The following is a 24,217-nucleotide window of genomic DNA, read 5'->3' on the forward strand; positions in this document are numbered from 1 at the left end:
GTCGTCCTCATGGCACGGCCAGAACTGATATGTGGCCGGATCTACTGATCCGTCAGTAATCGGGGTTGCTGGGCACCACGAGTCCGGTTTCGTAGGCGTAAACCACAACCTGCACCCGGTCCCGCAACTGCAACTTGCTGAGAATCCGGCGCACATGGGTCTTCACCGTCGCCTCGGACAAGAAGAATTTGTGGGCGATTTCCGCGTTGGACAGGCCCTCCGCGATGGTCGTGAGGATCTCGGTTTCCCGCGGAGTGAGTTCGTCCAGCAGCGGGTCCCGGTGGGGAGTGGGCGGATGACCGGGAACAGCTCCCCCTCGGACATACGTTTCCAGGAGCCGCTGCGTAACCCGCGGAGCGACCACCGCGTCACCACTGGCCACCAAGCGCACGGCATGGACCAGCTCAGCGGGGGCAACGTCCTTCAGCAGAAACGCGGAAGCTCCGGCTTGCAGCCCCGTGAAGGCATACTCGTCCAGGTCGAACGTGGTGAGGATGATGACCCGGGCCTCGGAACCGGAGTCCGAAATACGTCGGGTTGCCTCGATGCCGTCCATGGCGGGCATCCGGACGTCCATCAGCACCACGTCCGGCTGCAACTCCTCAACGCGGCGCACGGCCTCAATGCCGTCCGAGGCCTCGCCCACCACGTGGAAGTCCTCTTCGCCTTCAAGAATGAGCCGGAAGCCCATCCTCAGCAGTGGTTGGTCGTCCACCAGCAGCACTTTGATGATGTCTTCGGTCATGATTCCCCCTTGTCGCCGTTCCAGCGGAGCTCGGCGTGGACCGCCCAGCCTCCCCTTTTGCTGGGACCGGCAGTAACGATTCCAGCATAGATTCCGGCGCGTTCGTTCATTCCTGCGATGCCTTGGCCTGTCCCCAGGCTGCCCACGGATTCGCCACCACCCTCACGGGTTCCACGGCCGTCGTCGAACACGTCAATGGTGACCAGGTCGCCGTCGCGAGCCACTTGGACGTCAACGCGGCTGAGCGACCGACCGTACCGCAGGACGTTCGTCAAGGATTCCTGCACAATCCGGTAAACGGTCAGTTCAAACGCCGGATCGGCCGGGAGGCCCGGCCCCGTGTGCGCGTAGTGCAGCGGCAGCCCGGCCGTTCGGAACCCCTCAAGGAGCTTTGAGAGGTTATGCCCCGACTCCAGCGGGGTCAGCGGTGCAGGCCGGCCGGAATCATCCCGCAGGACCCCAAGGACGCGGCGCATATCCGCCAAGGCGGCCCGGCCGGTTCGGGACAGCTCGCTCAGCACCTCACCGGCACGTTCCGGGTCCTTCTTGACCACCACCGCCGCGCCGTCCGACAGGCTGATCATCACAGTCAAGGAGTGCGCCACGACGTCGTGCATTTCGCGGGCGATCCGGTTGCGTTCGGTGACTTTGCCCAACTGCGTGGTTCGTGCGGCCCACGCAGCGATCTCCGCTTCGTGTTCCCTGCGCTGACGCACCGAAATGCCGATGCCTGTTGCCAGGAGGTTGGACAGCATGATGGTCACGGCCGTGGCGATGTTGTTGATGAGATGGAAGTTTTCCGGAACGTCCTGCAGGTTGTCCATCTCGCTGGGACTCGTCCACATGAACAGGTAGAGAAGGCTCAGCGGCAGGCTTGCCGCCACGAAAACCACCAGTGACATCCCTCGCCCCCGGAGGGATGCCAGCGCATACAGGGCAAACCACAGGCCTGCCGAAACGTTGGAACCCCAAGGGTTGAGGATGGTGGCCGCTATCTCCAGAAGACCGACGGCGAGAACCACCTGAAGGGGGAACCGGCGCCTGAAGATCAGGGCAGTGGCGATCAACAGCAGTATGGCAACTACAAGCCATTTACCGTCGATGGCCGACGGAATGATGGTGGGCAGTGCCAACAGCACGTAGCAGAGGACCACCACGGCATCCATGGCGCGTGGATGCTTGTAGAAGTAGCGCCGGATCCTGCCCCTGCGGCGTTGGGCAATTTCAGCGAAGGACGCGTCGGCCGCAGTGGCCGGCGCGTCCTTCACCTGTGGAGCTTCAGTCATGGATTGAGCCTAGACGGAGGCTAGACGTCCCGCTTCTTCAGCAGGACCATGGCCAGTGCAACCGGCACCACTACCCAGGCGCCCAGAACCAGGGCCGCCTGCCACGCTTCCAACGTTTCCGGAACATGCTCGACGGCGGTCAGCGGGCTGATGGTGCTGGTGGGAAGGTACTTGTTGGCTTCCTTGAAGAAGTCGCCGGGAATGAGCTGGAAGGCGATCGGGGCCACGAACAGGAGCCCCACCAGGCTCATGATGCCGCCTGCCGAGTTGCGGACGATCGTGCCGAGCGCCATACCAATGGCTGCCACGGCCGCCACGTAGAGGCTGTTGACCAAGAGGAGCTTCACGGACTGCGAGCTGCCAAGGTCCAGCTTGAGGTCGTAGTTATCAACGATGGGGAGCGACACCAGTCCAGCGATGTAGATGGACACCGCCGTCAGGAGGAAGGCACTGACCATGACCACGATGAGTTTGGCCAGGAACGGCGAGAGCCGCTTGGGAACGGCCGCGAACGTGGAGCGCGCCATACCGGTGGTGAACTCGGAGCTCATGAGCAGGACGCCCAGGGAGCCGAGGATCAGCTGGGCGAAGGAGATACCGGAGGTGGGGATGCTGACGGCCAGGTCCCCGCCCTGCGCTGCCATGGCGGCGGCGGCCTCGGGGTCGTTGGCAACCTGCTCTGCGAACTGGCCCGTTCCCCAAGCGGAGAGAGCCGCGAAGCCCACCATCACCAGTGCCGTGGAGGCCAGGAGGATAAGGGTGGACATCAGGGTCCGGAACTTGATGAATTCCGAGTTGAGTACGCGGTGGAACGCCGGTCCGGGACCGACGGAGTTGCGGATGGACTTGCGGTCCACAGTGGTGGTGCTCATGTCTATTTCCCTCCGGCCTGGGCGGGAGCCGAAGCCCCGGTGGTGATGTGCGAGTGGTATTCGACCTCGTCCTTGGTCAGTTCCATGTACGCCTCCTCCAGGCTGGCCTGGAGCGGTGTGAGCTCGTAAACCATGACCTGGTTGTCCAAGGCGGTCCGGGCGATGCCGCGGGGATCCAGCCCGGAAACTTCCAGCAGCTCGCGCTCGTGGACTTCAACGGAAACACCGGTGCCGGCGAGCAGCTGCATCAGCCGCTCCGGCTGGTCGGTGCGGACGCGTGTCCGGGCCTGGCCCTTGCCGGTGATGATTTCTGCAATGGGGGCGTCGGCGATGATCTTGCCGCGACCGATCACGATCAGGTGGTCCGCCGTCAACGCCATTTCACTCATGAGGTGGCTGGACAGGAACACCGTGCGACCCTCGGAAGCCAGGTATTTGACCAGGTTGCGGACCCAGACAACGCCTTCCGGGTCGAGGCCGTTGACCGGTTCGTCAAGGATGATGGTCTGCGGATCGCCCAGCAGCGCAGCGGCGATGCCGAGACGCTGACCCATTCCGAGCGAGAACCCCTTGACCTTTTTCTTGGCAACGTCGCTGAGGCCGGTCATCTCGATGACTTCATGGACCCGGCTCTTGGGAATGCTGTGTGTTGCGGCCATGGCCAGCAGGTGGTTGTAGGCAGTGCGGCTGGTGTGGACTGCCTTTGCATCCAGCAGGGCACCGATTTCACGCAGGGGCGCCTTGTGCTGGGCGAACGGTTCGCCGTTCACCGTCACAGAACCTGCCGTGGGAGAGTCCAGCCCCATGATCATGCGCATAGTGGTGGACTTGCCGGCACCGTTCGGGCCCAGGAAGCCCGTCACCCGTCCGGCTTGGACAGTGAAACTGACGCCGCCGACGGCGGTCTTCTCGCCGTAGACCTTGGTCAGGCCTTTTGCTTCGATCATGGAAGCGTTCCCTCCTCGGAGCACATGAGTGTGCAAGTGAGTTTTGAATGTACTCACAACGCTACTCACGGAGGGGAAGTAAATCGCCTGTCTCAGGGATGATTCAGGGTTCAGTCAGGGTAGTCCTCGCGGATGACCTCCCCCGCGCCCAGCCGCCTTAAGCTGTTGGCAGGGGGGAGTAGACCCGCAGTTCCCGCGGCTTGACCGTGAACGTAGCACTGCGGACCCCTGGCTTCGGTTCCCCATCCACCGCCAGGACCAACGGCTGCCCGATCGCCTCAATAGTGATCTCCGTAGCTTCCGTCAGATGGGTGACCTTGGACGCTGCAACCGTGCCAGTCACGACGGCCCACAACAACCGTGCCCGGGCAAAGGGCTCATCCGCCGTGATCATGCGGAGGTCGAACACACCGTCGTCCAACACCGGTCTGCGAAGCGGCGCATGGTCGCTTGGGTAGAACCTTCCACGGCCCATATAGAGAATCCAAAGCTTGTGTTTGACGCCGTCCACGGTGAGGGTGGTGGGGGAGTTCACGCCGAAGGTGCGCAACGACGCCACCACACTCGCAAGCGGCTTGCCCATGGCCGGCTGAAGCCGTTCCCTGCGGCGGACCAGATTGGGATACACGCCCACACTGGCGGTATTGAGCATGGCCAGCTCGCTGGTCTCAGGGTTCTCCGGCAGGCCCCGCTGAACCACAACGTGCCCCAAGTCAACGGCCGCAGCCTGGCCTTTGGTCACTGCCTCGATCGCGTCATCGATGGAGCTTGTGCCAAGGTCGCGGGCAAAGTGGTTGAGCGTTCCGCCCGGCAGCACCAGGAGCGGCAGTGAATGCTCGACGGCGGCAGCCGCCGCAGTGCCCACCGTTCCGTCGCCGCCCCACACGCCGAGCGCTACGGTGCCCGGCCGGGTGGCCGCGGCCTCCACCTGGGCCGCAACATCGTCCCCCTCGGCGATCTCGCGTATATAAGCCTTCGGGAATATAACTTTCAGGAGTTCGCCCGTTTCGGGGGTGTAGGAGCCACCCATGACGTTGATCGCGATACTCAGCCCCTCGCCGTCGTGAATGGCGGGCGCCTCTGCCGGCGTACGGCGAGGTGTGGGTTCGGCGGGCCTGGCCGGCCACCACCTGCGGGTCAGGAGAGCGGCGCCGGCTCCCAACGCGGAACCAAGCACCACGTCCGAGGGCCAATGGGCACCCGTGTGCACACGCGAGTAGGCAACCCCCGCGGCGATCGGGGCCAGGGCCGTCCCGATCGGTGGGGAAACGATTCCGGCACCCACGGCGAATGCCACAGCGGAAGCGGAGTGGCCGGAGGGCATTGACGAACTGGTGGGCTGCGGATTGACGAAACGAAAGAGGGGGAGATGCTCCGGGAGCGGCCTGGTTCTGGGAAGGGCCTTCTTGAAGATGAGGTTGGTGACGCCGGAGGCGACGCCCAGCGCCAGCAATCCGTGAAGTGCGGCCCTGCGTGGCTTGCCGGGGAACGTGGCCATGATCCCCGCGATGCCGAACCATAGCTTTCCCTTGGTTGCGGCGGAAGAGAGCCTCCGGAAGAAGACATCGTGATCGCCTTGGGGCTGCCGGGAGACAGCCCGCACCAGGAAGTGGTCGAATCTCGCAACACGTTTGGGTCCCTTGCCCACGAAGCCTCGCATCCCATCACAGTAGCCCTTTTGTGCGACGTGCCCCGAAAGCGGGCGATGTACGCCCAGCAGCCGTGGCTACGATGAATGGATGATTCGTGTCCTGCTTCCGCGCCAACGGCCAAGTTGGCAACTGGTCACACCCGGGGTGCTCCTGCTGTGCGCCTTCGCGGTGCCGGCCGCGATGCTGCTGACGGGGCAGGGCGAGCCTGCATTCAACGCCGTTGATACCACGTGGCAGGCCTACTCGTTCACCCTGCACTCGCCCTTCTGGGACAGCGTGAACGCCATACTCAATTGGGCCGGGTACGCGGGGATCCTTGCGTTCCACGTGGTGCTCGCGATTGCGCTCCTGGTGTGGCAGCGCCCCATGGCGGCCGTCTTTGCTGCGACGTCCGGTATCACCGCCCTGGCCCTTACGCAGTTGGCCAAGGCCGCAGTGGGCCGTGACCGTCCTCAAGGAGCCCGGGTTCTGACCGATACGGGTTCATACCCTTCAGGGCATGTATCGGCCACTACGGCATTCCTCGTGGTTCTGGTGATCCTGATCGGACGCTGGTGGATGAAGTTGCTGGCAGCTATTGGGGTCATTGCGATGATGGTCAGCCGGACCTACCTGTCCGCCCACTGGCTCAGCGATGTCCTGGGTGGTGCTTGCCTGGCCGCTGGAGTGGTTCTGCTGCTCTGGTGGCGCTTCCGCGATATATGCATCAAGGAGAATGCAGAAGCCGACGGTAAGACTATTTGGGCGGCAAGGGCTTTGCAACGCCGGCAAGCAGCAGAGCGAGCAGAATAGGCGCTCCGATGGCCAGCAGGGCCAAGTGGATGCCGGTGTGGTCACCGAGGTAGCCCAGCAGCGGCGGTCCAGCAAGGAACGCGATGTAGCCGATGGTGGACACCACGGAGACGCGGGCTGCGGCATGTTTGGGATCGTCCGCGGCGGCTGACATGCCCATGGGGAAGGCCAGCGCCGCACCAATCCCCCACAGGGCTGCACCAATTCCGGCCAAGACCACGTTGCCGGCAAAAACAAAGAGCGCCAGCCCCACGGCGGCGGCAGCCATGCTGGCCCGGAGAACCGTCACTCGGCCAAACTTGTCGATCGCTTTGCCACCGAGGAAACGCATGATCGTCATAGCCAGGACGAACAGAGCGAACAGCAGCGCACCGGTGGATTCCGACGCTCCCAGGCCGTCCACTGCAGCCTTTGCGATCCAGTCGTTGCCTGCGCCCTCGGTGAGGGTCGCACCCAGGACCACGACGCCGATGAGCAGCGTCCTGCCGTCCCGCCATGCCGTGGGTCCCTTCTCAACCGGCGCGCCGCCGTCGTGAATTTCTGCGGCTTGGTGCGGGAGGAAGTACCGGGGGACCGTCAGCGCAAGGACGACGGCGATGGCGGCAATCACCAGCAGGTGTTCGGGCAGGCCGACACCCAGCTGGGAGAGTCCGGCGCCGATCAGCGCGCCCAGGAAGGCGCCGCCGCTGAACGCCGCGTGGAACTGCGGCATGATGGTGCGCTTGAGCCGGTGCTCAACGTCAGCGCCTTCAATGTTTTGGGCCACATCCCACAGGCCGATACCAATCCCGAAGAAGAAGAGGGCAATCGCCGTCGCCGGAACCGAGGCGGCCATCAGCGAGAAGGCGATCGCCGCACCCGCGGCTCCCGCCACGATGCCCGCCACACGAACGGTGTTCGCGGTGCCGATCCGGCCCACCACCCACCCAGCGGACGGCAGGGCCAGCAGGGACCCGACGGCGGTGCACAGCAGCAGGGTGCCCATCTGGCCGGACGTCAGGCTGAGAGCCTCGGTCACGGCCGGAATGCGGGCAGCCCAACTGGCGAAGACCAGACCGTTCATGCCGAAGATCAGGAACGTCGCCACCGCTGCGGCGTTGACGTTGGTGGTGCTTCTGGTGCTGGTGGTCATGCAATCACAACTTCCACGGAGAGTTTGTCGAGCCGGGCAAGATCTTCGGGGGATGGTTCCAGGTCCGTCACTATGACGTCCACGGTATCCATGGCTGCCACCAAGGCAACCGCACTGGCATTCCATTTGCTTCCCGACGATGCGACGATCACGCGCGCCGCAGATTCCAGCCCGGCACGCTTCACCGCCGCATCATCGAGGTCGTGGGCCAGGAGGCCGTCCTTGAGGTTGAGCGCGCAGGGGGTTACGACGGCGGTGTCGAACCTTAGCGAGCGGATGTTGGCTTCCGTCATGGGTCCCCTGAAGGACTGCTCGCCCGGGACGAGGCTGCCTCCCGGGAGGATGAGTTCGGGCGGCCGGCCATCCTTGGTGCTGGTCAGGGCCTCGACGCCATGGAGGGACATGGGCATGACGGTGAGTTCGCGTTTTCCCAGCCTGCGTGCGATCTCTGTTGCGGTTGAGCCACTGTCCAGCCACACGTGCTCCCGGTCCCTAATGAGCCCGTCAACGGCCTTGGCTATGCGGTCCTTGGCCTCGTGGTCTTCCAGTTCGCGCTGCCCATAGCCCGGGTTGTCTCCACGCGCCACCAAACTTCGGGCGCCCCCGTGGACGCGTTTCAGGACTCCGTGAGCTGCGAGAATCTCAAGGTCCCTGCGGATGGTGGCCCCGGAGGCCCCCGTCGCAACGACGAGTTCATCAACGGTGGCTTGTTCGCGTGTGCGCAGCAGCTCGCCAATGAGCCGGTGGCGGTCAGCAGTTCCCATTCTTCAACCCTAGCAAGGCCTGCGCACTTAATCATGCCAGGTGATCATTTGCGCACGGACCTTCTCTCACATCCCACCCCATAAACGGAAACGCTCCTGCAGCAAGTGCAAGAGCGTTTACCGGAAAGCGTTGGGATGTGAGAGAGCGTCGGAACTACCGGGCGCGCTCCACGCGCTTCTCGTCCCACACGGGTTCCTCGGATTCGTAGACCTTGCCGTCAGAGCCGAAGATGAGAAAACGGTCAAAGGACTTGGCGAACCAACGGTCGTGGGTGACGGCCAGGACCGTGCCTTCGAAAGCATCGATGGCCCGCTCCAAAGCCTCGCCGGAGTGCAAGTCCAGGTTGTCGGTGGGCTCGTCCAACAGCAGGAGAGTGGCACCGGAGAGTTGAAGCAGCAGGATCTGGAAACGTGCCTGCTGACCACCGGACAGGGACTCGTACTTCTGCTCCGACTGGCCGGCCAGTCCGTAGGAGTCCAGCGCCCCGGCAGCAGCCTCGCGGGGGAGGCCCGAGCGGTGCTCGTCACCGCGGTGCAGGATCTCCAGCAGCGTCCGGCCAAGAAGATCCGGGCGGACGTGGGTCTGAGCGAAGAACCCGGGCCTGATACGGGCACCCAGCTTCACGGTTCCATCGTGCGGCACTTCGGCAATCACGACGTCGGACACCGGCAGGTGCTCCCGTTCCGGATCCGTGCCGCCGGTAGCGAGCAGCCGCAGGAAGTGGCTCTTGCCCGATCCGTTGGAACCCAACACGCCTACCCGATCACCGAACCAGATCTCCGTGGAGAACGGCTTCATGAGACCGGTCAATTCAAGCTTTTCGGCCACGACGGCACGCTTGGCCGTGCGGCCACCCTTGAGGCGCATCTTCACGTTTTGCTCGATGGGCAGTGCCTCAGGCGGCCCGGCTTCCAGGAACTTGGCAAGGCGGGTCTGCGCTGCCTGGTACCTGTTGGCCATGTCCGAGCGGAACGCGGCCTTGTTCTTGTACATGTTGACGAGTTCCTTGAGCTTGACGTGCTCCTCGTCCCAGCGCTTCCGCAGTTCTTCGAACCGGGCGTGACGGTCGGCACGGGCCTCTACATACGAGCCGAAGCCGCCACCGTGGATCCAAGCACCGGCACCATTGATGCCGGGCTCGAGCGTGACAATTCGGCCGGCAGCGTTGTTGAGCAGCTCACGGTCGTGGCTGATGAACAGCACCGTCTTCTTGGACTCGTTGAGCTTGCCCTCCAGCCAGCGCTTGCCAGGCACATCAAGGTAGTTGTCTGGTTCGTCCAGGAGCAGGAGCTCGTCCGGACCGGCGAACAGTGCTTCCAGCACCAGGCGTTTCTGCTCGCCACCGGACAGCGTGGAGGCGCGGCGGAATTGGGCCTTGTCGAAGGAAATTCCCAGCGCAGCCATGCAGACTTCGTCCCAGACTGTCTCCACGTCGTAGCCGCCCGCATCTCCCCAGTCCACAATCGCTTGCGCGTACTTCATCTGGGTGGGCTCGTCGTCGTGCTCCATCATGGCCAGCTCTGCGTCCTCAACCGCCTTGGCAGCAGCGGCGAGCCCGGCCTGCGCGGTTGAAACCAGGAGGTCGCGGACCGTGGATTCATCGCGGACCTGGCCCACGAACTGCCGCATGATGCCCATGTTCCCGGACCGGCCCACAACGCCTTCGTCCGGCGTGAGGTCGCCGGAGATGATCTTGAACAGCGTTGTCTTACCCGTTCCATTGGGTCCGATCAACGCCGTTTTGGTGCCGTCCGGGACCTTGAAGGTCACGCCGTTGAGCAGCTGGGTGCCGTCGGAGAGGAAGTAGTCGATGCCGGAAACGTCAATATGGGCCACGTTTCAATACTCCCACGGCGCGCTATTAACGCTCGACGGCGATACCCGGAACCGCCGTCACCCCTCCGCTCAGCCCGCCGCCGTAAGGAACGTCTTCAGCAACGGCCCGCTGGTGGTCGCCCCCAGCCCGCCGTCTTCAACGAAGACTGCAACCGCCAGGTCACCGTGCGTAGCGACGATCCACGCGTGCGTCTTGGGCGGATCGTCGTTGCCGAATTCCGCCGTACCCGTCTTCGCTCCAACCGGAGCGCCCGGAACCTGCGCGAGGAAGCCTGCGTGGCCGGAAGTCACCACGGCCCGCATCATGCTGGAGAGCGCAGTGGCTTCCTCCTTGGTGATCGGTTTGGTGGACGCCGGGGCGGCGATTGCCGCGGCAGAAGCGGACGACGGCGATGCGCTGCCACTTTCCGTGGGAGTCGCGCCGGGGCTGGAGTTTTGGGCTGCGTCGGCGTTCAGCACGAGCTGCGGCGAAACAGGCGCGCCGTTGCCAACGGAAGCGGCCATGATGGCGGCAGAGAGCGGCGAGAAGAGTACCTTGCCTTGGCCGATCATGGAGGCTGCGTGCCCGGTACCTTCAGCGGCGCCGGGTACGGAGCCCAGGAATGCGTCTGCGCCGAGCTTGGGAGCTTCTACCGCCACGCCCAGGGCTTGGGCTGCCGACTCGAGCTGGTCCTGGCTGACGGTGTCGCGGGCGTTGATGAAGGCGGTGTTGCACGAGTGTGCGAAAGCGTCGATCAGCGGCACGGAACCCAGCGAGGTCTCCGGGTAGCCCTCTGCATTCTTGAAGGTGCGGCCGTCAACGGTCAGGGTGGACGGGCATTCCACCTTGGAATCGGGCGTGGCACCGTTGCGGAACATCGCCAGTGAATCGACGATCTTGAAGGTGGAACCAGGAGCGTACTGCCCGAGCATGGCCGTGTTGTAGCCGTTGCTGCCCGGTCCTGAAGCTGCAGCCAGGACAGCTCCGGTGGAGGGCCTCAATGCCACGATGGCTGACGCCGGCCCAACTCCGGCCAACGTTTCCTCAGCCAACTGCTGCAGTTTCAAGTCAAGGGTGGTCTTGAGCGTGGTGCCGGGAGCAGGCAGTGAGGAGAAGAACACCTTGGTGCCGGGCGTTTCGCCTTCGGACTTGGCCTCGGAACTCGCAATGACTTCCACGCCATCCTTGCCGCGGAGCAGGGAGTCGTACTTCTGCTGCAGCCCGCCGGTTCCGGTGGTGTCTCCCGCACGCAAGGCGCCGTTGGACTTCTCAATTTGTTCGGCACTGGCTTGGCCCACGCTGCCCAACAACGCCCGGGCAAAGGTTCGGGTGGGAGCCAAGGCCATGGAATCCAGGATGCTTGCACCGCCGGGAATGGCCTTGATCTTGGCTTCGGTGATGTCAGCTGTGTAGGCGCGGAGGACGAGGCCCTCCACGAACGCCTGTGGCCCCGAGGCAGCAACCTGATTGGCGTATTCCTCGGCGTCCAGGCCCAGCAAGGCAGCCATGGCCCGCGCTGAGGCGTCTGCTTGTTCGGCAGGTATCTTCGTCTTGTCCACTCCCACGCGGAAGACGGGCCGGTCCTCAACGATCGGAGCGTCACCGGCGCCCAGGATCTGACCACGCTGGGCAGGGACAGTCTTAACGGAAAGAGTCTCGCCTTCGGAAAGCTGGGGTGCCAGCAGGGCAGGACCCCATTGAACCGCCCACTTGTCGCCGGACTTCTTGAGGGTGGCCTCAGAGCTGTAGTCCCACTTGGCCGAACCGATGTTCCAGCTGTAGCTCAAAGGGAAGGTGGCGGTGTCGCCGTCGAGCTTGACGTCACCTGACTGCACTGACGGTTTGGCGTCGAGCCCCTCGAAAACTGCCTTGAGTTCATCGTTGGCCGCGGCAGCGTCTTTACCGTCGACGGCGATCTGGCCGACGTCGAGCGCTGACAACGAGGACGCCAGCTGCTTGGCTGCTCCCTCCGCGCCGGCCCGGCCGTCATCACAGGCAGTCAGTGAGCCAGCCATCACGAGCGTTACAAGGCCCAGGACAAGGTTTCGTGTTTTCCCCATTTGCGACATTATGCCCGGTTCCCCTGACAGTTTCTTGTCCCGGCCAGCAGACGGACAGCCGCCGCCTGCCACCCCCGGAAAGAGGCGGCAAGCGACGGCTGTCAGCACAAGCGACTTACGGGGCACAGGTGAACTTGGCATCACCCCAGACACCATGTGCGCCATTGATGGAACCGGATGGGTCAACAACCAATTCGACATACGCCACGCCCGTCAGGTCAACGGACACCGATTCCGGAGCGAATCCCGGGGTGTACGTGCGCGACTGGTACTTGTTCACCCCGTCGGTGTTGACCTTGAAGATGATGTTGCCGCCGAAGCCGCTTTCAAGGCCCACTTGCGACGTAAACGAAGTGCACTTGCCACCCAGGTAATAGGTGATCTTGGAGGCAGCATGCACGCCGAGGCCCTTCGAGAAAACAGGCTGCTGACCGGTGGCGGGATCAGTGTAGTTAATGGCCAGCGGCTTGTCCGGGGACGACGCGGAGTCCTTGTTGGCCACGTTCTTGCCGATTACTCCGTAACCGTTCAATGCCTGGACCCACGGGGTTTCCGAGGCGAACACCGAGCCATGCGGAACGTCCGGCAGCGGCTGCGAGGTCACCTTCCAGTCGAAGAACTTCACCCGGGTGTCGGTGGGCAAGGTGACGGAGGCCAGTTCCTTGGTGGGGTTAAGCCGCACCGTGTTGGAGAACGCTTGGTACTTGTACTGGGTGTACTCCGGCGACGGACCGTTGGCGTTGTTGCGGCCTTGTTCGGAAACTGCGAGCAGGGCGCCGTTCAGTACTGAGGGCTGCAGCCAGTTCGGGAAGAAGATGGACTGTTTCTCAGTGGATCCGTCAGCATACGTCAAGGTCAACGTAGGGCTCGTTCCATTGCCCACCGCGGCCGATCCGAGGACAGCCAAGTGTGTTCCCTTGCCCTTCACGGCGATGGTCTGCGCGGACAGCGCCACCGAGTTGGGGACATCGGGTCCCACGGCCGGCCATGTGTAGTCCACCTGCGTCGGCTTCCCGGCATCCACCGTCACCGTACTGCCCGGCCTGACACCGCCCGCCGGAACCGTGGCGGCAGCCAGCTGCTCGGCAGCGAAGGTGGCCCCTCCGCCGTCGAAGTTTCCGAGCGCCTTGCCCGCCACCGTGGTGATGGAGACGGTGTTGTAGGCCGCAGCCAAGGACCCGTAGGCGACATAGATCTGGTTGCCGCCGGTCACCGATTGCTTGGAGCCGGAAGCAGTGTACGACGCCGATACCCGCACGGTCTGTTGGCCCGCCTTCGCGCTGGAGCCGGGTTTGATGACGAACGTGGCAGTGGTTGTGGCGCCGCCTTCGACCTTGGCCGCCGTCGCGCCGGAGGAAGAGACAACAGTCCAGCCCTCGGGAAGAACCGGGGTGAGGACCACATTGCTCTTGGCCTTGGTTCCGGTGTTCACAAATGCCGCGGTGACGGTGGTTTCCTGGTCCTGGAAGACCTGCTGGCCGGTGGTCACGCGGACTTCCGCTGCGGTGTCTTCCTGGCTCTTGCCGCCCAGCGGGCCGGCCTGCTGGAGTTGAACCGTTGCGGACTGGTTGGAAGCGATGGACCCGGTCTTTACCCAGATAGTGCCGTTGTTGGCCTCGTCGAAGTACCAGCCGGTTGCCGCAGCTGCGTAAGCAGCCTGGGTGGTGTGTTGGGTGAGTTTGGTTCCACCGATTTTGACGTCCTTGGGTGCCGCGCCTGCATGGACTTTTAGCTCGTAGGGGCGGGCTGCGGCCTTGCCGGTGTATTCGCCCGTCCGTTCACCGATTGTTACCTTGACGCTGCTGTTGCCGGTACCTGGCGCGTCTACGGAGAAGAGCTGGCTGGAGGACTTGCCGTCCTTGAATTCGCGGGTGACCTTGTCATCCTCATAGAGCGTGAAGGTGTCCTGGCCCTTGGCGTAGACGTCCAAGGTGATCATGGAGTCTTCCGGGACCAGGGACGCATTGCGGGCCACGATGCCTTGCGGGATCACCGCTCCGGCACGAACGAATACAGGCAGCTTGTCCAGGGGTGCGTTGTAGCCGTTGAGGATCTGGCCGCCCTGGTAGAGCTTGCCGGTCCAGTAGTCCACCCACTGCTGTCCTGCCGGGAGGAAGATTCCGTTGCGGACGTCGGTCTGGGTGAAGACCGGTGCCACCAGGAAATCGGATCCAAGCATGAACTGGTTGTTCGCTTCGGCCCCGTAGGACCACTGCTGGTCAGGGAATTCGAGGGCCATGGAGCGCATCATGGAGACGCCGGTGGTGGAGGATTCCTGCGCCAAGGAGTAGATGAAAGGCATGAGCTGCTGGCGGAGCTGCAGGTATTGGCGGTTGATGGCTGTTGCCTCGTCGCCGTAGAGCCACGGGCGCTTGTCCGTCGCGGCCCAGCCGGACATGGAGTACAGCGCCGGAGCGAAGGCTTTCCACTGGAGGTCGCGGACGTAGGACTCGGCGGACCCGCCAAAGATGCCGTCAACGTCGCCGGTGGTGAATGCCAGGCCCGAGTTGCCGGCGCCGGTGAGGGCCGAGACCTGCCAGCGGACGGCGTCGAGGTTTCCTGAATGGTCACCCGTCCACTGCATGCCGCACCGCTGGGAGCCGGCCCAGCCTTCCACCATCAGGGAGGTGCCGCGGGCGTTCGAGTACTGTTCGATACCACCGTGGGCAGCCTCGCAGCCCGTGAGGGCCTGACGGTAGCCTTGGCCCACCCATGCGACGTCCAGCTTGCGGAGCCGGACTCCGGCCTCGCCCACTTCATATTCCTGGTTGGTGAGGGAGCGTTGCGTCCAGAGGCCAACCTTGAGGTCGGTTTCGTCCTCGATGTTGCTCACGGTTTCCGGGAGTTGCTGGTACTCGCAGCCGTAGCCGTCGTTGACCAGCATCCAGCCGGCGGGCATATCATTTTCAACGAACTTCCGCGCTGTCTTGATGGCGTCGGGAGTTTTCTGCTTGGCGCCGTCGGGATCGCCGTATCCGGAGGACGAATAGCCCGGGTTTGAGCGGTTGTAGCAGTCGGCGTCGCCATATTCCAGGGCGTAGACCGGGGGCATCATCGGCTTGCCGGTCAGCGTGGTGTATGCGCCCAGGGACTGTTTGTAGTCGCCCACGAAGTAGTAGGCGTCAAAGCGCTTTTCCTCATGCGTGGTGGTTGGCTGGCCGCCGAAGTTGTAGGAGCCGCGGGCAAACGTGTCGCGGAGGACGCCGTAGCCCTTGGAGGACATGTAATAAGGCACGGCGTTGGGGTAGCCGTCGTCGTCCCAGTCGAAGTTCTTGGCGATGTTGATCAGTGCGCCGGTGTGGACGGAGCGGCCATTCTGCATGCCGCCGCCGATGAATTGTTCACCGTCCTGCTGCGCAAGGTGCTGGGTGGCCGAATTTGCCCCAAAAGTGATGGGAACGGACTCTTCCAGGACCAGGGAACCGTCAGCCCTGACGACGCGGAGCTGGGTGGAGGCTTTGTTGATCTCGACGCTGATCTTTGCAGTTTTCAGGACCAGCCAGTCGCCGTCGGTGACCGTGGGCGTGGTGCCGGGGAACTTGTCTTTGCCCACCACGATGTTGGCGGTCCTGGCCGGGTCGCCTTGGTCGGTATTGGCCGGGTCCGTGAATTTTCCGCTGGGATCGGCTTCCAAACGGAAGTTGCCGTCGTCCAGGAACGTGACGCGGATGGCGCCCTTTTCGGTGGAGAGATCGACGACGTGGCCGGACTGGGTAAAGCCGGTCACCGCCCCGAGGGGTACTCCGGCAGCATCGACGGGTACTTCCGGGGTAACGGCTTTGATCGCCGCGGGATCACCGGGTGCGGCATTGGCGGCGGCGGCAAAGGTGAGGGCGGGGATGGTTCCTGCGAGAAGCAGCGAGGCGAGGCCGAGGGATGCGACCTTCCTGGCTAACGAGTTTTTTCTGGTGCGTCCGAAGCTGTTGGGGGCAGCTCCGGACAGACCCAAGGAGGGTGCGGACATGTGAGCCAACTTTCGACGAGTGACAGTTTGTGATCTAACTCATAGCGAAACGTGCACTAATCGTCACTGCTCGAAGGCGAAAGGTCAACCGTTTCACCAAAATTGGCGCGGTCTAATGGCCGCGGATGATCCTGCGTTGCGTCGCGACGGCGATGGCAGCCGTGCGATTATCCACGCCGAGCTTCGAGTAGATGTGCACCAAATGGGTCTTCACCGTGGCCTCGGAAATGAAGAGTTGCTTGGCCATGGCACGGTTGCTCATGCCGGTGGCCAGCAGCTCCAGCAGCTGGACCTCCCTGCCGCTCAATGCCGGAGAGGGATTCCGGATGCGGCCCATAAGCCGGGCCGCAACTTCAGGCGCCAACGCCGTTTGACCGGCCGCGGCGGACAGGACCGCCTGCCGGATCTGCTCCGGCGGCGCGTCCTTCAGCATGTAGCCGCTGGCGCCGGCCTCCACTGCGGCGAGGATGTCGGCGTCAGTGTCGTACGTCGTCAGAATCAGGACGGGTGGAGGAGGGCTGCCGGCCTCACCCGCTTTGATCTTCCCGGTGGCCGTCACACCGTCCATGCCATCGCCCATCTGCAGGTCCATGAGCACCAGGTCCACGGGCTCGCCGAGCGTGTGCAGCTTGCTGAGCTCAACCAATGCGGCATCACCGTCGGACGCTTCCGCCACCACGCTTACGCCGGGGAAGTCGGCCAGCATCGCCCGGAGACCAGCCCTGACCACCGGATGGTCGTCCACCAGCAGGACACGAATGTCACTCATACGGCACCTTCCCCCGCAGGTAAGGGCACCCGCATCGCCACGACGGTTCCCTCACCAGGAGCCGACTCGATCTCCAGGCTGCCGTCCAAAGCGGCAAGCCGCTCACGCAAACTCAGAAGCCCGACGCCGGTGCCGTCGCCGCGTGCTGTACCGGCCGCCGTCGACGGCTGGAAACCTATGCCGTCGTCGAAAACGTCCAGCGTCACCTCCGTGCCAAGGAAGGACAGGGTTACGACGGCGGCGCGCGCGTGGGCGTGCGCCCACACGTTCGCGAGGGATGCCTGGGCGGCCCGGAGCAGGGTGGTCTGGTACGTATTGGGCAGCTCCACAGGCGTACCAACCAACTCGAAGCGGCAGCGCAACGCCGTACCCCTGGCAGCGGCCTCAGTCTCGGTCTTTTCGCAGAGCCGACGCAGCGTGTCCACCAGCCCGGACTGTTCAAGGTCCGGCGAACGCAGTCCCCGCACGAAACTGCGCGCCTCCGCCAGGTTGGCCGATGCCGTGTCCTGGACGATCCTCAGCCGCTCCTGCGCCGTCTCCACGTCGCCGCCCTCCAGTGCTTTCTCTGCGGACCTGCCCATCAGGACAATGCTTGAAAAGCCCTGCGCCAGCGTGTCGTGGATTTCCCGGGCCAGCCGTTCGCGCTCGGCCATGGTCCCGGCGTCGTGCTGGGTTTTGGCAAGTTCCGCCCGGGTCCGGCGGAGATCGTCAGCCACGATCCGCTGGTTCTCCGCCTCGAGGAACAGTGCACGGTACGCCAGTCCGGTGACCACAGCGAACCCGGCCCCGAACACCGGCCCCAGAACCATGGCCAGTTGCAGGCCGCCGTCGGACAATCCCCGGCTGTGGAACCACAAGGCGCCCACCAGCAGGGCGGTGCTCGCTGCGATCGCCGGCAATGCCAGGCGACGGGGGAGCAGGTGCAACTGCAGGAAGAACAGTGGGAAAGCGACCCAGGCGAAGTCGCTGCTGACCAGCAGGAGCAGCAGCCACAGCAGCATCACGGCGCCCAGCCACAAGCGTGCATACATCGAGGGATTGAACCGCGAGGAGTCGGTTGCGTGGCGTTTCTCAAGGATGGTTCCTGCGAGGTAGACCAGCGCCAGGAGGGCGGACAATCCCAGGCCAGCCACCACGGTCATCGGAGAGGGTGTCCCGGCAGTTCCAACACCGGTCAGCAACCGCACCATCGCCACTAGCAGCAGCACCGCGAAACCCACGTGCAGGCAGACGCGCAGCACGCGAAGGATTGTGGCGGCGCCTGCGGGGGTCTGCATGCCTCCCAGCGTATCCCCGGCCACCTCCCAAACGGCCCGGAATCCACGTCCTGGAGCCTGAATCAACCATTCGGATGATCGTCGGTTCAACCCCTCGGCGCCGGCCAATCCATCCGGCTCCCGATGTCCTCCCTACCCGTCTTCGGAAGAGTTGATGGTGCCGGGACCAAGCCCGCACCAACCGAAGGAATCCGATGTTTCTCGCCATCCGCGACATCCGCTTCGCCAAGGGCCGCTTCGCGCTCATGGGCAGCGTCGTCGCCCTGATCACTTTGCTGCTGGTCATGCTCTCCGGCCTGACGGCGGGCCTGGGCAACCAGTCGACGTCGGCTATTGCTGCCCTGCCCGCGCAGCAGATTGTCTTCGGCGCACCGGCGGGCGGTGAACCGAAGCTCTCCTATACAGAGTCGGAGGTTTCCGCGGCCCAGGTGGAGTCGTGGCGGGAACAGCCCGGCGTCACGTCAGCCCAGGCGCTCGGGATCAGCCAAACACGCTTCCAGTCCTTGGGAGCGGGCAATACTCCGAGTGGCACGGCGAATGTCGCTGTCTTTGGGGGTTCCGTGGCCCCATCCGCTGTGCAGGATGGGACCGTGGTGATCGGTGAAACGCTGGCCAAAGACCTTTCGCTGGAGGCCGGCAACCGTATCCGGATGGGCGGGACGGACCTGACGGTCGCGGCCGTTGTGGAGGACCAGTGGTACTCGCACACGGGCGTGGTCTGGACGACGCTCGATACTTGGCGCTCCATCGCCCACGCCTCGCCCGGGACCGCCACCGTCATCGCCATAACGCACGACGCCGGAACCTCCTTGGACCTCGACGCCGCCAACGCGATGGCCGGCACGGTCAGCACGGATCCCGTGGGCTCCTTCCAAGCGTTGGCCTCCTACAAAAGCGAGAACGGGTCACTCATGCTCATGCAGGCATTCCTTTACGGCATCTCCGCCCTGGTCATTGTGGCCTTCCTGACGGTGTGGACCGTGCAGCGCACGCGGGACATCGCTGTGCTCAAAGCCCTGGGCGCCTCTTCGGGCTACGTTCTGCGGGATGCACTGGCCCAAGCTGCCCTGGTATTGCTGGCCGGAGCGGCCGTTGGCGGTGCCATTGGCTTGGGCGGAGGAGTTCTCGCCGCCCAAGCGGCGCCCTTCCTGGTCACTCCCCTCACAACGCTGCTGCCGGTGGCGGGGATCATCCTCCTGGGCCTGGGTGGTGCCGTCCTGGCAGTCCGAAAAGTCACAACGGTTGATCCGCTGCTGGCCCTCGGCGGCAACTAGAACATACTTCGAAAGGCATACACCGTGACTTCCGCACTTACACTCGTCAACATCTCCCTCGAATATCCCGATGGCGGTTCCACGCTCAAGGCCTTGGACTCCGTGGACCTGGCCGTCCGCAGGGGTGAGTTCCTCTCCCTGGTGGGACCCTCCGGCTCCGGCAAATCCTCTTTGCTCGCCGTCGCGGCCACGCTGGTCAAACCCACTGCCGGGCTGGTGGTGATCGATGGGCAGGATGTCTCCGCCCTTAAGGATGCCGAGCGCACAGAACTCCGCCGGGACAAAGTGGGCATCATCTTCCAACAACCCAACCTGCTCCCGGCACTGACCGCCGTCGAGCAGTTGCTGATCCGTGAGCATCTGCGCGGCAATCCCCTGAAGGACGCCCGCCTCAAAGCGGGGGAACTTCTGGATGTCGTGGGCCTGTCCGGCGCTTCGCACAAACGGCCACACCAGCTGTCCGGCGGGCAGCGCCAACGGGTGAACATCGCACGGGCCTTGATGGGGAGTCCCACGGTGCTTCTGGTGGACGAGCCTACGGCGGCTCTCGATCACGAACGAAGCGATTCGATTGTCCGTCTCTTGCGCCGCGTCACCGATGAGTTCCGGACGGCCACGGTCATGGTCACCCACGACACGGAATTCCTGCCCCTCACCGACGCGGTCGCGACCATGCGGGATGGCCGGATCAGCCGCGCGGCAGTCCCGTCCGCCCAGCCCAGCTAGGGGAGCCGAGGAGAGCTTCGTCCTGGGCGTCGTCGTAAGCATCGCGGGCTTCCAGGATGGTGGGGACATGGCTCTCGGCCCATTCGCGGAGCAATGACAATGGTTGCAACAGGGACTCGCCCATCGCCGTCAGCTCGTAGTCCACGCGCGGTGGTACCTGGGCGTGGACGGTCCGCGTGATCAGCCCGTCCCGCTCAAGGGCTCGCAGCGTCTGGGTCAGCACCTTGGGCGTCACAACGCTCACCATCTTCCGCAGCTCCGAGAAGCGGACGGGTCCTTCGCCCAGAACCTGGATTACCAGCGATGCCCACTTATCGCCGATGCGCTGGAAGATCACCCGTGATGGGCAGTTTGGGTCCAGGATGTTCGCGGGGAGGTCTTGGGTGTTCATAGTTTAGTATCCCTGAGGTAACTAGGTTCCTTTGAAGCTATCAGTATCTATTGGATACCTTTGACTTATTGCAAGGATACCAACCCCAAGGAGAGCAATGAAAATCGCAGTTTACGGCGCAACGGGCATGGTCGGAAGCCAGATCGTCAACGAATCCATCACTCGCGGCCACCAAGTCACGGCTATCTCCCGTAAGGGCGCAGAAGTCCCCGGCGCTTCCGCCCGGGCCGCAGACCAGGCCGACGGCCAGACGTTCGCGTCCATTGCAAAGGAGCACGACGTCGTTGTGTTGGCGACGGGTCCCAGCCGCACCGGCGGCGACCATGCGGAATGGCTTGACGCCATGGCTACCGCGTACAGCAACTCCGAGGGCACCCGCCTGATGATTGTTGGCGGCGCCGGCACCCTGGAAATTGACGGTGTCCGCCTCCTCGATTCCCCGGACTTCCCCGAGGCCTACAAGGCTGAAGCCACCACGGCAGCCAAGGCATTCGAAGCTGTGAAGCAGACTCCGGACACCATCGACTGGACCGTCCTTGCTCCCGCGCCCGTCATTCAGCCTGGTGAGCGCACCGGCGAATACACCGTGGCCAAGGATTCACCTGCCGGCAACAGCATCTCCTCACAGGACTACGCCGTAGCCATGCTGGACGAGATTGAAACCCCGGCCCACCGCCGCGCACGTTTCACCGCTGCCAACTAGGGCCTCCTACAGCCCCACCCCGAGCCCGGGTACCTGCGCCTGGAATATGTCCTTAAGGGCATATTTCGCCGCGTGGTATCCGGGCATTCCCGTAACCCCCGGACCCGGTGGCGTCGAGGATGAACACAGGTAGACACCGGCCATGGGGGTCCGCCAGGGCGCATTCGACACCACGGGGCGCTGGAGGAGACCGCGCATATCCACCAAGCCCGCGCTGAAGTCTCCACCCACATAGTTCTCGTTGTACGCCGCCAGGTCCGCCGCCGTCGTGGTTTTGGAAGCGACCACAACATCGCGGAAGCCCGGGGCATACTGCTCAATGCGTGCGGTCACCGCCTCGGCCATGTCCACGTCGGAGCCGGCGGGCACGTGGCAATACGTCCACAGGATGTTCCGGCCCGCGGGTGCCCGCGATGGGTCAACCAGCGATGGCTGTGACACCAGGACATAGGGGTCCTTGGGGTGCTTGCCCATCGCCACCAGGTTCTCGGCTTCGGCTATGGCTGCCCGCGAACCACCGACATGGACGGTTCCCGCCTTCGCCAATCCCGGGGCGGACCAAGGGACGGGTCCGGAAAGGATGTAGTCCACTTTGCAGGCAGCATTCCCAAATCGGAATGTTTCCAATGCCCGCCGGTAACGGTCTGGAACTTCCCCCCCACCCAGTCGTGCCAGTGTCGGCGGTGCCACATCCAACAGAATGGCCTTCGCCGGCCGGACCTGGTCCAGGGAGTCCACCCGCTCACCCGTATGGATAGTGCCTCCATGGGCGAGGAGGTCATCGGCCATGGCCTTGGCAATGGCGGCCGAGCCGCCCATGGGGACCACCCAACCACCAGCGTGAGCCAGGACCCCCAGCAAGAGGCCAGCGCCGGTGGCACTGAGCGATGGCAAGGCAGAGACGGCATGTGCCATGACACCGGTCAGCAGTGCGGGGGCAGCCTCTTCACGGAAGCGGCGTCCCCAGAACGGCGTTCCCTGGTCCAAGGTGGCAAGCCCAAACCTGAGGGCTGCCAGCGGATCCCGGGGGACGCGCAACAACTGGTTGGACGTAAAATCCACCACACCCTCAACATGCGCCAAGAGGGGCGCCATCAACCTGCGATAGGCCGGGCCGTCAACGCCCAGCTCCGCCGATGTCCGTTCCAACGACTGGTAGGCCAGCGCTGCCCCGCCCTCGTCCAAGGGAGTGCCGTGCTGAATCTCTGGAACCCGCAGATCCACGCGCTGCGAAAGTTCGAAGGACTTGAAGAACGGCGACGCCAACGCCATGGGATGCACCGCAGAGCACACATCGTGGAAATAGCCGGGTTCAATCAATTCCGTGGTCCGAGTTCCGCCACCAATGGTGGCTGCGGCCTCGTACAGATGGACATCGAGCCCGGCACGGGCCATCACCACCGCAGCGGCAAGGCCGTTGGGACCGGCACCGACGACGGCGACATCAGCCATCGCTCTTCACCTCCGTTTTGTGGGCTGCTGTGGATGCGGGAAGGGCAGCTTGGGTCCGCCACGGCAGCGCAGAGCGCGAAGGGCGGAAGACATCGAACCGCAACCAGTCCCGCGCACCATCAAAAGGTCCGCCGTGGGGATCGTCTTGCCCGTACGCTCGCAACGGATCCTGGGCAGGATCCCAGATATCCATGATCACGCGTGCCATCAGGTACGCGGTTGCTGCCATATGAAGTGCGACAGCCAGGACGTAGTAGGACATGTCGATGTTGTGCTGAACGGAGCCGCCGCTGGTCGCTTGGCCGAGGTACATCCAGATGGCTGCCCAATGGAGCCCTTCTGCGGCCTGCCAGATCAAGAAGTCCCGCCACCGGGGCCTTGCCAGGGCCAGAAGCGGGATGAGCCAGATGACGAATTGGGGCGAGTAGACCTTGTTGGTGAGGATGAAGGCAGCCACGATCAAGAAAGCCAGCTGGGCCAGGCGCGGCCGGTGTGGTGCACACAGGGACAGTGCACCTATGAGAACGCACGCCAGGATGAACAGGGACAGCGCCAGGGAGTTGATGGTTCCCGCGTCCATCTGCGTCCACTGGATTCGGTCGGCCACCAGGTTGTAAGCGAACCACGGTGAGCTGTACCCGGCTGGGCGCTCTTGCGAGAACTCAAAGAAGTAGCGCCATTCGGAGGGGTTGATCACGGCGATGGGTAGATTAACGGCCAGCCAGGACGCCAGCGCAGCGCCGGTGGTGACAAAGAACGTCCGCAGCTTGCCAGTCCGCAGGGCCAATAGCAGTATGGCGCCGAGTATCAGGACGGGATACAGCTTGGTGGCCGTTCCAAGGCCGATGAACACACCCGCCAGTACCAGTTTGTCCCGGGAGAAGAAGTACATGCCCAGGGCCAGCAGCCCCACGGCCCACATGTCCCAGTTGATGAAGCCGGCCAGAATCATGCCCGGGGCTACGGCCACCATGGCAGCATCCCAAGGGCGTCGTTTGTTGATCCGTGCCGTGAGAAGGACGGTGACTATCCATATGGCCACAATCATGGTGGCATTGATGTCAAAGTAGGCCAGAACGCGCTCGTTCCCCACACCTTGCCCTGGAACCAGCAATGCTGTGAAACCTGCAATGACCCCCATGAGCACGGGGTACTCGAACAGGCTGCCCTGCGTGAAGAAGGGGAAGATGCCATCGCCCAGTCCCCGGTTTTTGAAGAGCTCAGGGAAGTCGGAGTAGCAGGTGGCGTAGAACTGATCGGGAGTCTGCCAGCCGTTGACACGGCAGTAGTCCTTGGCGAGGACCGCCAGCAACGCGGCGAACACGGTCAGGATGATAAGGACGCGTTCAACTGTGAATGGCCCTGGAGAGATTTTTCCCGGAGACGAGTATTTGCCCATGGGCCCACCCACCAGCTCCGTGAAGTTGCGAAGCAGGGGATCGCTGCGGCTGGGAACCACAAAGCGGGCACGTTTTCGCTGCTGGTGCGGCTTCGTCTCCTGCATGGATCGAGCTTACCGTCATGCCGTGGCCCACGGCCCAGTGGAAGTCCCCGGTCGGAGTCCGTTAAAAGGGGGGAGCCCACGCGTAGCCGC

At 63.9% G+C, this 24,217-nt stretch carries 19 protein-coding genes; 4 read left to right on the forward strand and 15 right to left on the reverse strand.

Going from position 1 to position 24,217, the window contains the following annotated elements; translation table 11 throughout:
* Window positions 1-52: 52 nt before the first annotated feature.
* The 5 genes from FQP90_RS06745 to FQP90_RS06765 all read right to left on the reverse strand — a co-directional run bounded on the left by FQP90_RS06745 (window position 53) and on the right by FQP90_RS06765 (window position 5,510).
* Window positions 53-745, reverse strand: a complete 693-nt coding sequence (locus FQP90_RS06745; protein ID WP_144648929.1) for a response regulator — start codon at window positions 743-745, stop codon at window positions 53-55.
* Window positions 742-2,031 carry a sensor histidine kinase gene (locus FQP90_RS06750; protein WP_144648931.1) on the reverse strand — a complete coding sequence of 430 codons (1,290 nt, stop codon included), beginning with the start codon at window positions 2,029-2,031 and terminating at the stop codon, window positions 742-744. The genes FQP90_RS06745 and FQP90_RS06750 overlap by 4 nt, the downstream gene beginning before the upstream one ends.
* A gap of 20 nt (window positions 2,032-2,051) precedes the next feature.
* Window positions 2,052-2,903 carry an ABC transporter permease subunit gene (locus FQP90_RS06755; protein ID WP_144648933.1) on the reverse strand — a complete coding sequence of 284 codons (852 nt, stop codon included), beginning with the start codon at window positions 2,901-2,903 and terminating at the stop codon, window positions 2,052-2,054.
* Window positions 2,904-2,905: 2 nt separating this feature from the next.
* On the reverse strand, window positions 2,906-3,850 hold the full coding sequence (locus tag FQP90_RS06760) for an ABC transporter ATP-binding protein (protein ID WP_144648934.1): 945 nt from the start codon (window positions 3,848-3,850) through the stop codon (window positions 2,906-2,908).
* A gap of 157 nt (window positions 3,851-4,007) precedes the next feature.
* The gene (locus tag FQP90_RS06765; RefSeq protein ID WP_144648936.1) at window positions 4,008-5,510 is read right to left on the reverse strand and encodes a bifunctional phosphatase PAP2/diacylglycerol kinase family protein; all 1,503 of its coding nucleotides are present in this window, start codon (window positions 5,508-5,510) and stop codon (window positions 4,008-4,010) included.
* Between the two features lie 79 nt (window positions 5,511-5,589).
* Here FQP90_RS06765 and FQP90_RS06770 point away from each other — a divergent pair, with 79 nt between their 5' ends.
* Entirely contained in the window at window positions 5,590-6,294 is a 705-nt protein-coding gene (locus FQP90_RS06770; protein WP_144648938.1) for a phosphatase PAP2 family protein, read from the forward strand.
* Here the strand turns inward: FQP90_RS06770 and FQP90_RS06775 are convergent.
* The 7 genes from FQP90_RS06775 to FQP90_RS06805 form a co-directional block, all read right to left on the reverse strand.
* A complete protein-coding gene (locus FQP90_RS06775) occupies window positions 6,239-7,426 on the reverse strand; it encodes an MFS transporter (protein ID WP_144648940.1) in 1,188 nt (395 codons plus the stop codon). The genes FQP90_RS06770 and FQP90_RS06775 overlap by 56 nt on opposite strands.
* Window positions 7,423-8,190, reverse strand: a complete 768-nt coding sequence (locus FQP90_RS06780; protein ID WP_144648942.1) for a DeoR/GlpR family DNA-binding transcription regulator — start codon at window positions 8,188-8,190, stop codon at window positions 7,423-7,425. The genes FQP90_RS06775 and FQP90_RS06780 overlap by 4 nt, the downstream gene beginning before the upstream one ends.
* 154 nt (window positions 8,191-8,344) lie before the next feature.
* The gene (locus FQP90_RS06785; RefSeq protein ID WP_144648943.1) at window positions 8,345-10,027 is read right to left on the reverse strand and encodes an ABC-F family ATP-binding cassette domain-containing protein; all 1,683 of its coding nucleotides are present in this window, start codon (window positions 10,025-10,027) and stop codon (window positions 8,345-8,347) included.
* A 69-nt stretch (window positions 10,028-10,096) separates the two neighbouring features.
* Complete coding sequence (locus FQP90_RS06790) at window positions 10,097-12,067, reverse strand: penicillin-binding transpeptidase domain-containing protein (protein ID WP_167510424.1); 1,971 nt, start codon at window positions 12,065-12,067, stop codon at window positions 10,097-10,099.
* 115 nt (window positions 12,068-12,182) lie between these two features.
* Window positions 12,183-16,031: an NPCBM/NEW2 domain-containing protein gene (locus tag FQP90_RS06795; protein WP_144648945.1), complete on the reverse strand. Its 3,849-nt coding sequence runs from the start codon at window positions 16,029-16,031 to the stop codon at window positions 12,183-12,185.
* Between the two features lie 112 nt (window positions 16,032-16,143).
* On the reverse strand, window positions 16,144-16,800 hold the full coding sequence (locus FQP90_RS06800) for a response regulator (protein ID WP_144648947.1): 657 nt from the start codon (window positions 16,798-16,800) through the stop codon (window positions 16,144-16,146).
* The gene (locus FQP90_RS06805; RefSeq protein ID WP_144648949.1) at window positions 16,797-18,077 is read right to left on the reverse strand and encodes a sensor histidine kinase; all 1,281 of its coding nucleotides are present in this window, start codon (window positions 18,075-18,077) and stop codon (window positions 16,797-16,799) included. The genes FQP90_RS06800 and FQP90_RS06805 overlap by 4 nt, the downstream gene beginning before the upstream one ends.
* 194 nt (window positions 18,078-18,271) lie before the next feature.
* Between FQP90_RS06805 and FQP90_RS06810 the strand changes: the two genes are divergently transcribed.
* Together FQP90_RS06810 and FQP90_RS06815 are read left to right on the forward strand one after the other, a co-directional pair.
* A complete protein-coding gene (locus FQP90_RS06810) occupies window positions 18,272-19,351 on the forward strand; it encodes an ABC transporter permease (protein ID WP_144648951.1) in 1,080 nt (359 codons plus the stop codon).
* Window positions 19,352-19,375: 24 nt separating this feature from the next.
* Complete coding sequence (locus tag FQP90_RS06815; RefSeq protein WP_144648952.1) at window positions 19,376-20,077, forward strand: ABC transporter ATP-binding protein; 702 nt, start codon at window positions 19,376-19,378, stop codon at window positions 20,075-20,077.
* Here FQP90_RS06815 and FQP90_RS06820 read toward each other — a convergent pair.
* Window positions 20,040-20,468, reverse strand: coding sequence for a winged helix-turn-helix transcriptional regulator (locus FQP90_RS06820; protein ID WP_144648954.1), 429 nt, complete (start codon window positions 20,466-20,468; stop codon window positions 20,040-20,042). The two genes, FQP90_RS06815 and FQP90_RS06820, sit on opposite strands and share 38 nt — an antisense overlap.
* A 97-nt stretch (window positions 20,469-20,565) precedes the next feature.
* Here FQP90_RS06820 and FQP90_RS06825 point away from each other — a divergent pair, with 97 nt between their 5' ends.
* The gene (locus FQP90_RS06825; RefSeq protein WP_144648956.1) at window positions 20,566-21,171 is read left to right on the forward strand and encodes an NAD(P)-dependent oxidoreductase; all 606 of its coding nucleotides are present in this window, start codon (window positions 20,566-20,568) and stop codon (window positions 21,169-21,171) included.
* 6 nt (window positions 21,172-21,177) lie between these two features.
* Here FQP90_RS06825 and FQP90_RS06830 read toward each other — a convergent pair whose 3' ends face one another.
* Window positions 21,178-22,623 carry a phytoene desaturase family protein gene (locus FQP90_RS06830; RefSeq protein ID WP_144648958.1) on the reverse strand — a complete coding sequence of 482 codons (1,446 nt, stop codon included), beginning with the start codon at window positions 22,621-22,623 and terminating at the stop codon, window positions 21,178-21,180.
* Window positions 22,616-24,127 (reverse strand): glycosyltransferase family 87 protein, encoded by a 1,512-nt coding sequence (locus tag FQP90_RS06835; protein WP_208759955.1) that lies wholly within the window; start codon window positions 24,125-24,127, stop codon window positions 22,616-22,618. Before FQP90_RS06835 ends, FQP90_RS06830 begins: the two co-directional genes overlap by 8 nt.
* Between the last annotated feature and the right edge of the window lie 90 nt (window positions 24,128-24,217).

This window comes from Paenarthrobacter nitroguajacolicus (genome assembly GCF_007786235.1).
Lineage (GTDB): Bacteria > Actinomycetota > Actinomycetes > Actinomycetales > Micrococcaceae > Arthrobacter > Arthrobacter nitroguajacolicus_A.

Bases quoted from the DNA above. Each gene is read 5' to 3' on its own strand.
- FQP90_RS06775 (WP_144648940.1), bottom strand. From the start codon at position 7,426: ATGACCACCAGCACCAGAAGCACCACCAACGTCAACGCCGCAGCGGTG.
- FQP90_RS06795 (WP_144648945.1), bottom strand. From the start codon at position 16,031: ATGTCCGCACCCTCCTTGGGTCTGTCCGGAGCTGCCCCCAACAGCTTC.
- FQP90_RS06800 (WP_144648947.1), bottom strand. From the start codon at position 16,800: ATGAGTGACATTCGTGTCCTGCTGGTGGACGACCATCCGGTGGTCAGG.
- FQP90_RS06805 (WP_144648949.1), bottom strand. From the start codon at position 18,077: ATGCAGACCCCCGCAGGCGCCGCCACAATCCTTCGCGTGCTGCGCGTC.
- FQP90_RS06745 (WP_144648929.1), bottom strand. From the start codon at position 745: ATGACCGAAGACATCATCAAAGTGCTGCTGGTGGACGACCAACCACTG.
- FQP90_RS06760 (WP_144648934.1), bottom strand. From the start codon at position 3,850: ATGATCGAAGCAAAAGGCCTGACCAAGGTCTACGGCGAGAAGACCGCC.
- FQP90_RS06825 (WP_144648956.1), top strand. From the start codon at position 20,566: ATGAAAATCGCAGTTTACGGCGCAACGGGCATGGTCGGAAGCCAGATC.
- FQP90_RS06790 (WP_167510424.1), bottom strand. From the start codon at position 12,067: ATGGGGAAAACACGAAACCTTGTCCTGGGCCTTGTAACGCTCGTGATG.
- FQP90_RS06820 (WP_144648954.1), bottom strand. From the start codon at position 20,468: ATGAACACCCAAGACCTCCCCGCGAACATCCTGGACCCAAACTGCCCA.
- FQP90_RS06830 (WP_144648958.1), bottom strand. From the start codon at position 22,623: ATGGCTGATGTCGCCGTCGTCGGTGCCGGTCCCAACGGCCTTGCCGCT.
- FQP90_RS06750 (WP_144648931.1), bottom strand. From the start codon at position 2,031: ATGACTGAAGCTCCACAGGTGAAGGACGCGCCGGCCACTGCGGCCGAC.
- FQP90_RS06755 (WP_144648933.1), bottom strand. From the start codon at position 2,903: ATGAGCACCACCACTGTGGACCGCAAGTCCATCCGCAACTCCGTCGGT.
- FQP90_RS06835 (WP_208759955.1), bottom strand. From the start codon at position 24,127: ATGCAGGAGACGAAGCCGCACCAGCAGCGAAAACGTGCCCGCTTTGTG.
- FQP90_RS06810 (WP_144648951.1), top strand. From the start codon at position 18,272: ATGTTTCTCGCCATCCGCGACATCCGCTTCGCCAAGGGCCGCTTCGCG.
- FQP90_RS06770 (WP_144648938.1), top strand. From the start codon at position 5,590: ATGATTCGTGTCCTGCTTCCGCGCCAACGGCCAAGTTGGCAACTGGTC.
- FQP90_RS06780 (WP_144648942.1), bottom strand. From the start codon at position 8,190: ATGGGAACTGCTGACCGCCACCGGCTCATTGGCGAGCTGCTGCGCACA.
- FQP90_RS06765 (WP_144648936.1), bottom strand. From the start codon at position 5,510: ATGCGAGGCTTCGTGGGCAAGGGACCCAAACGTGTTGCGAGATTCGAC.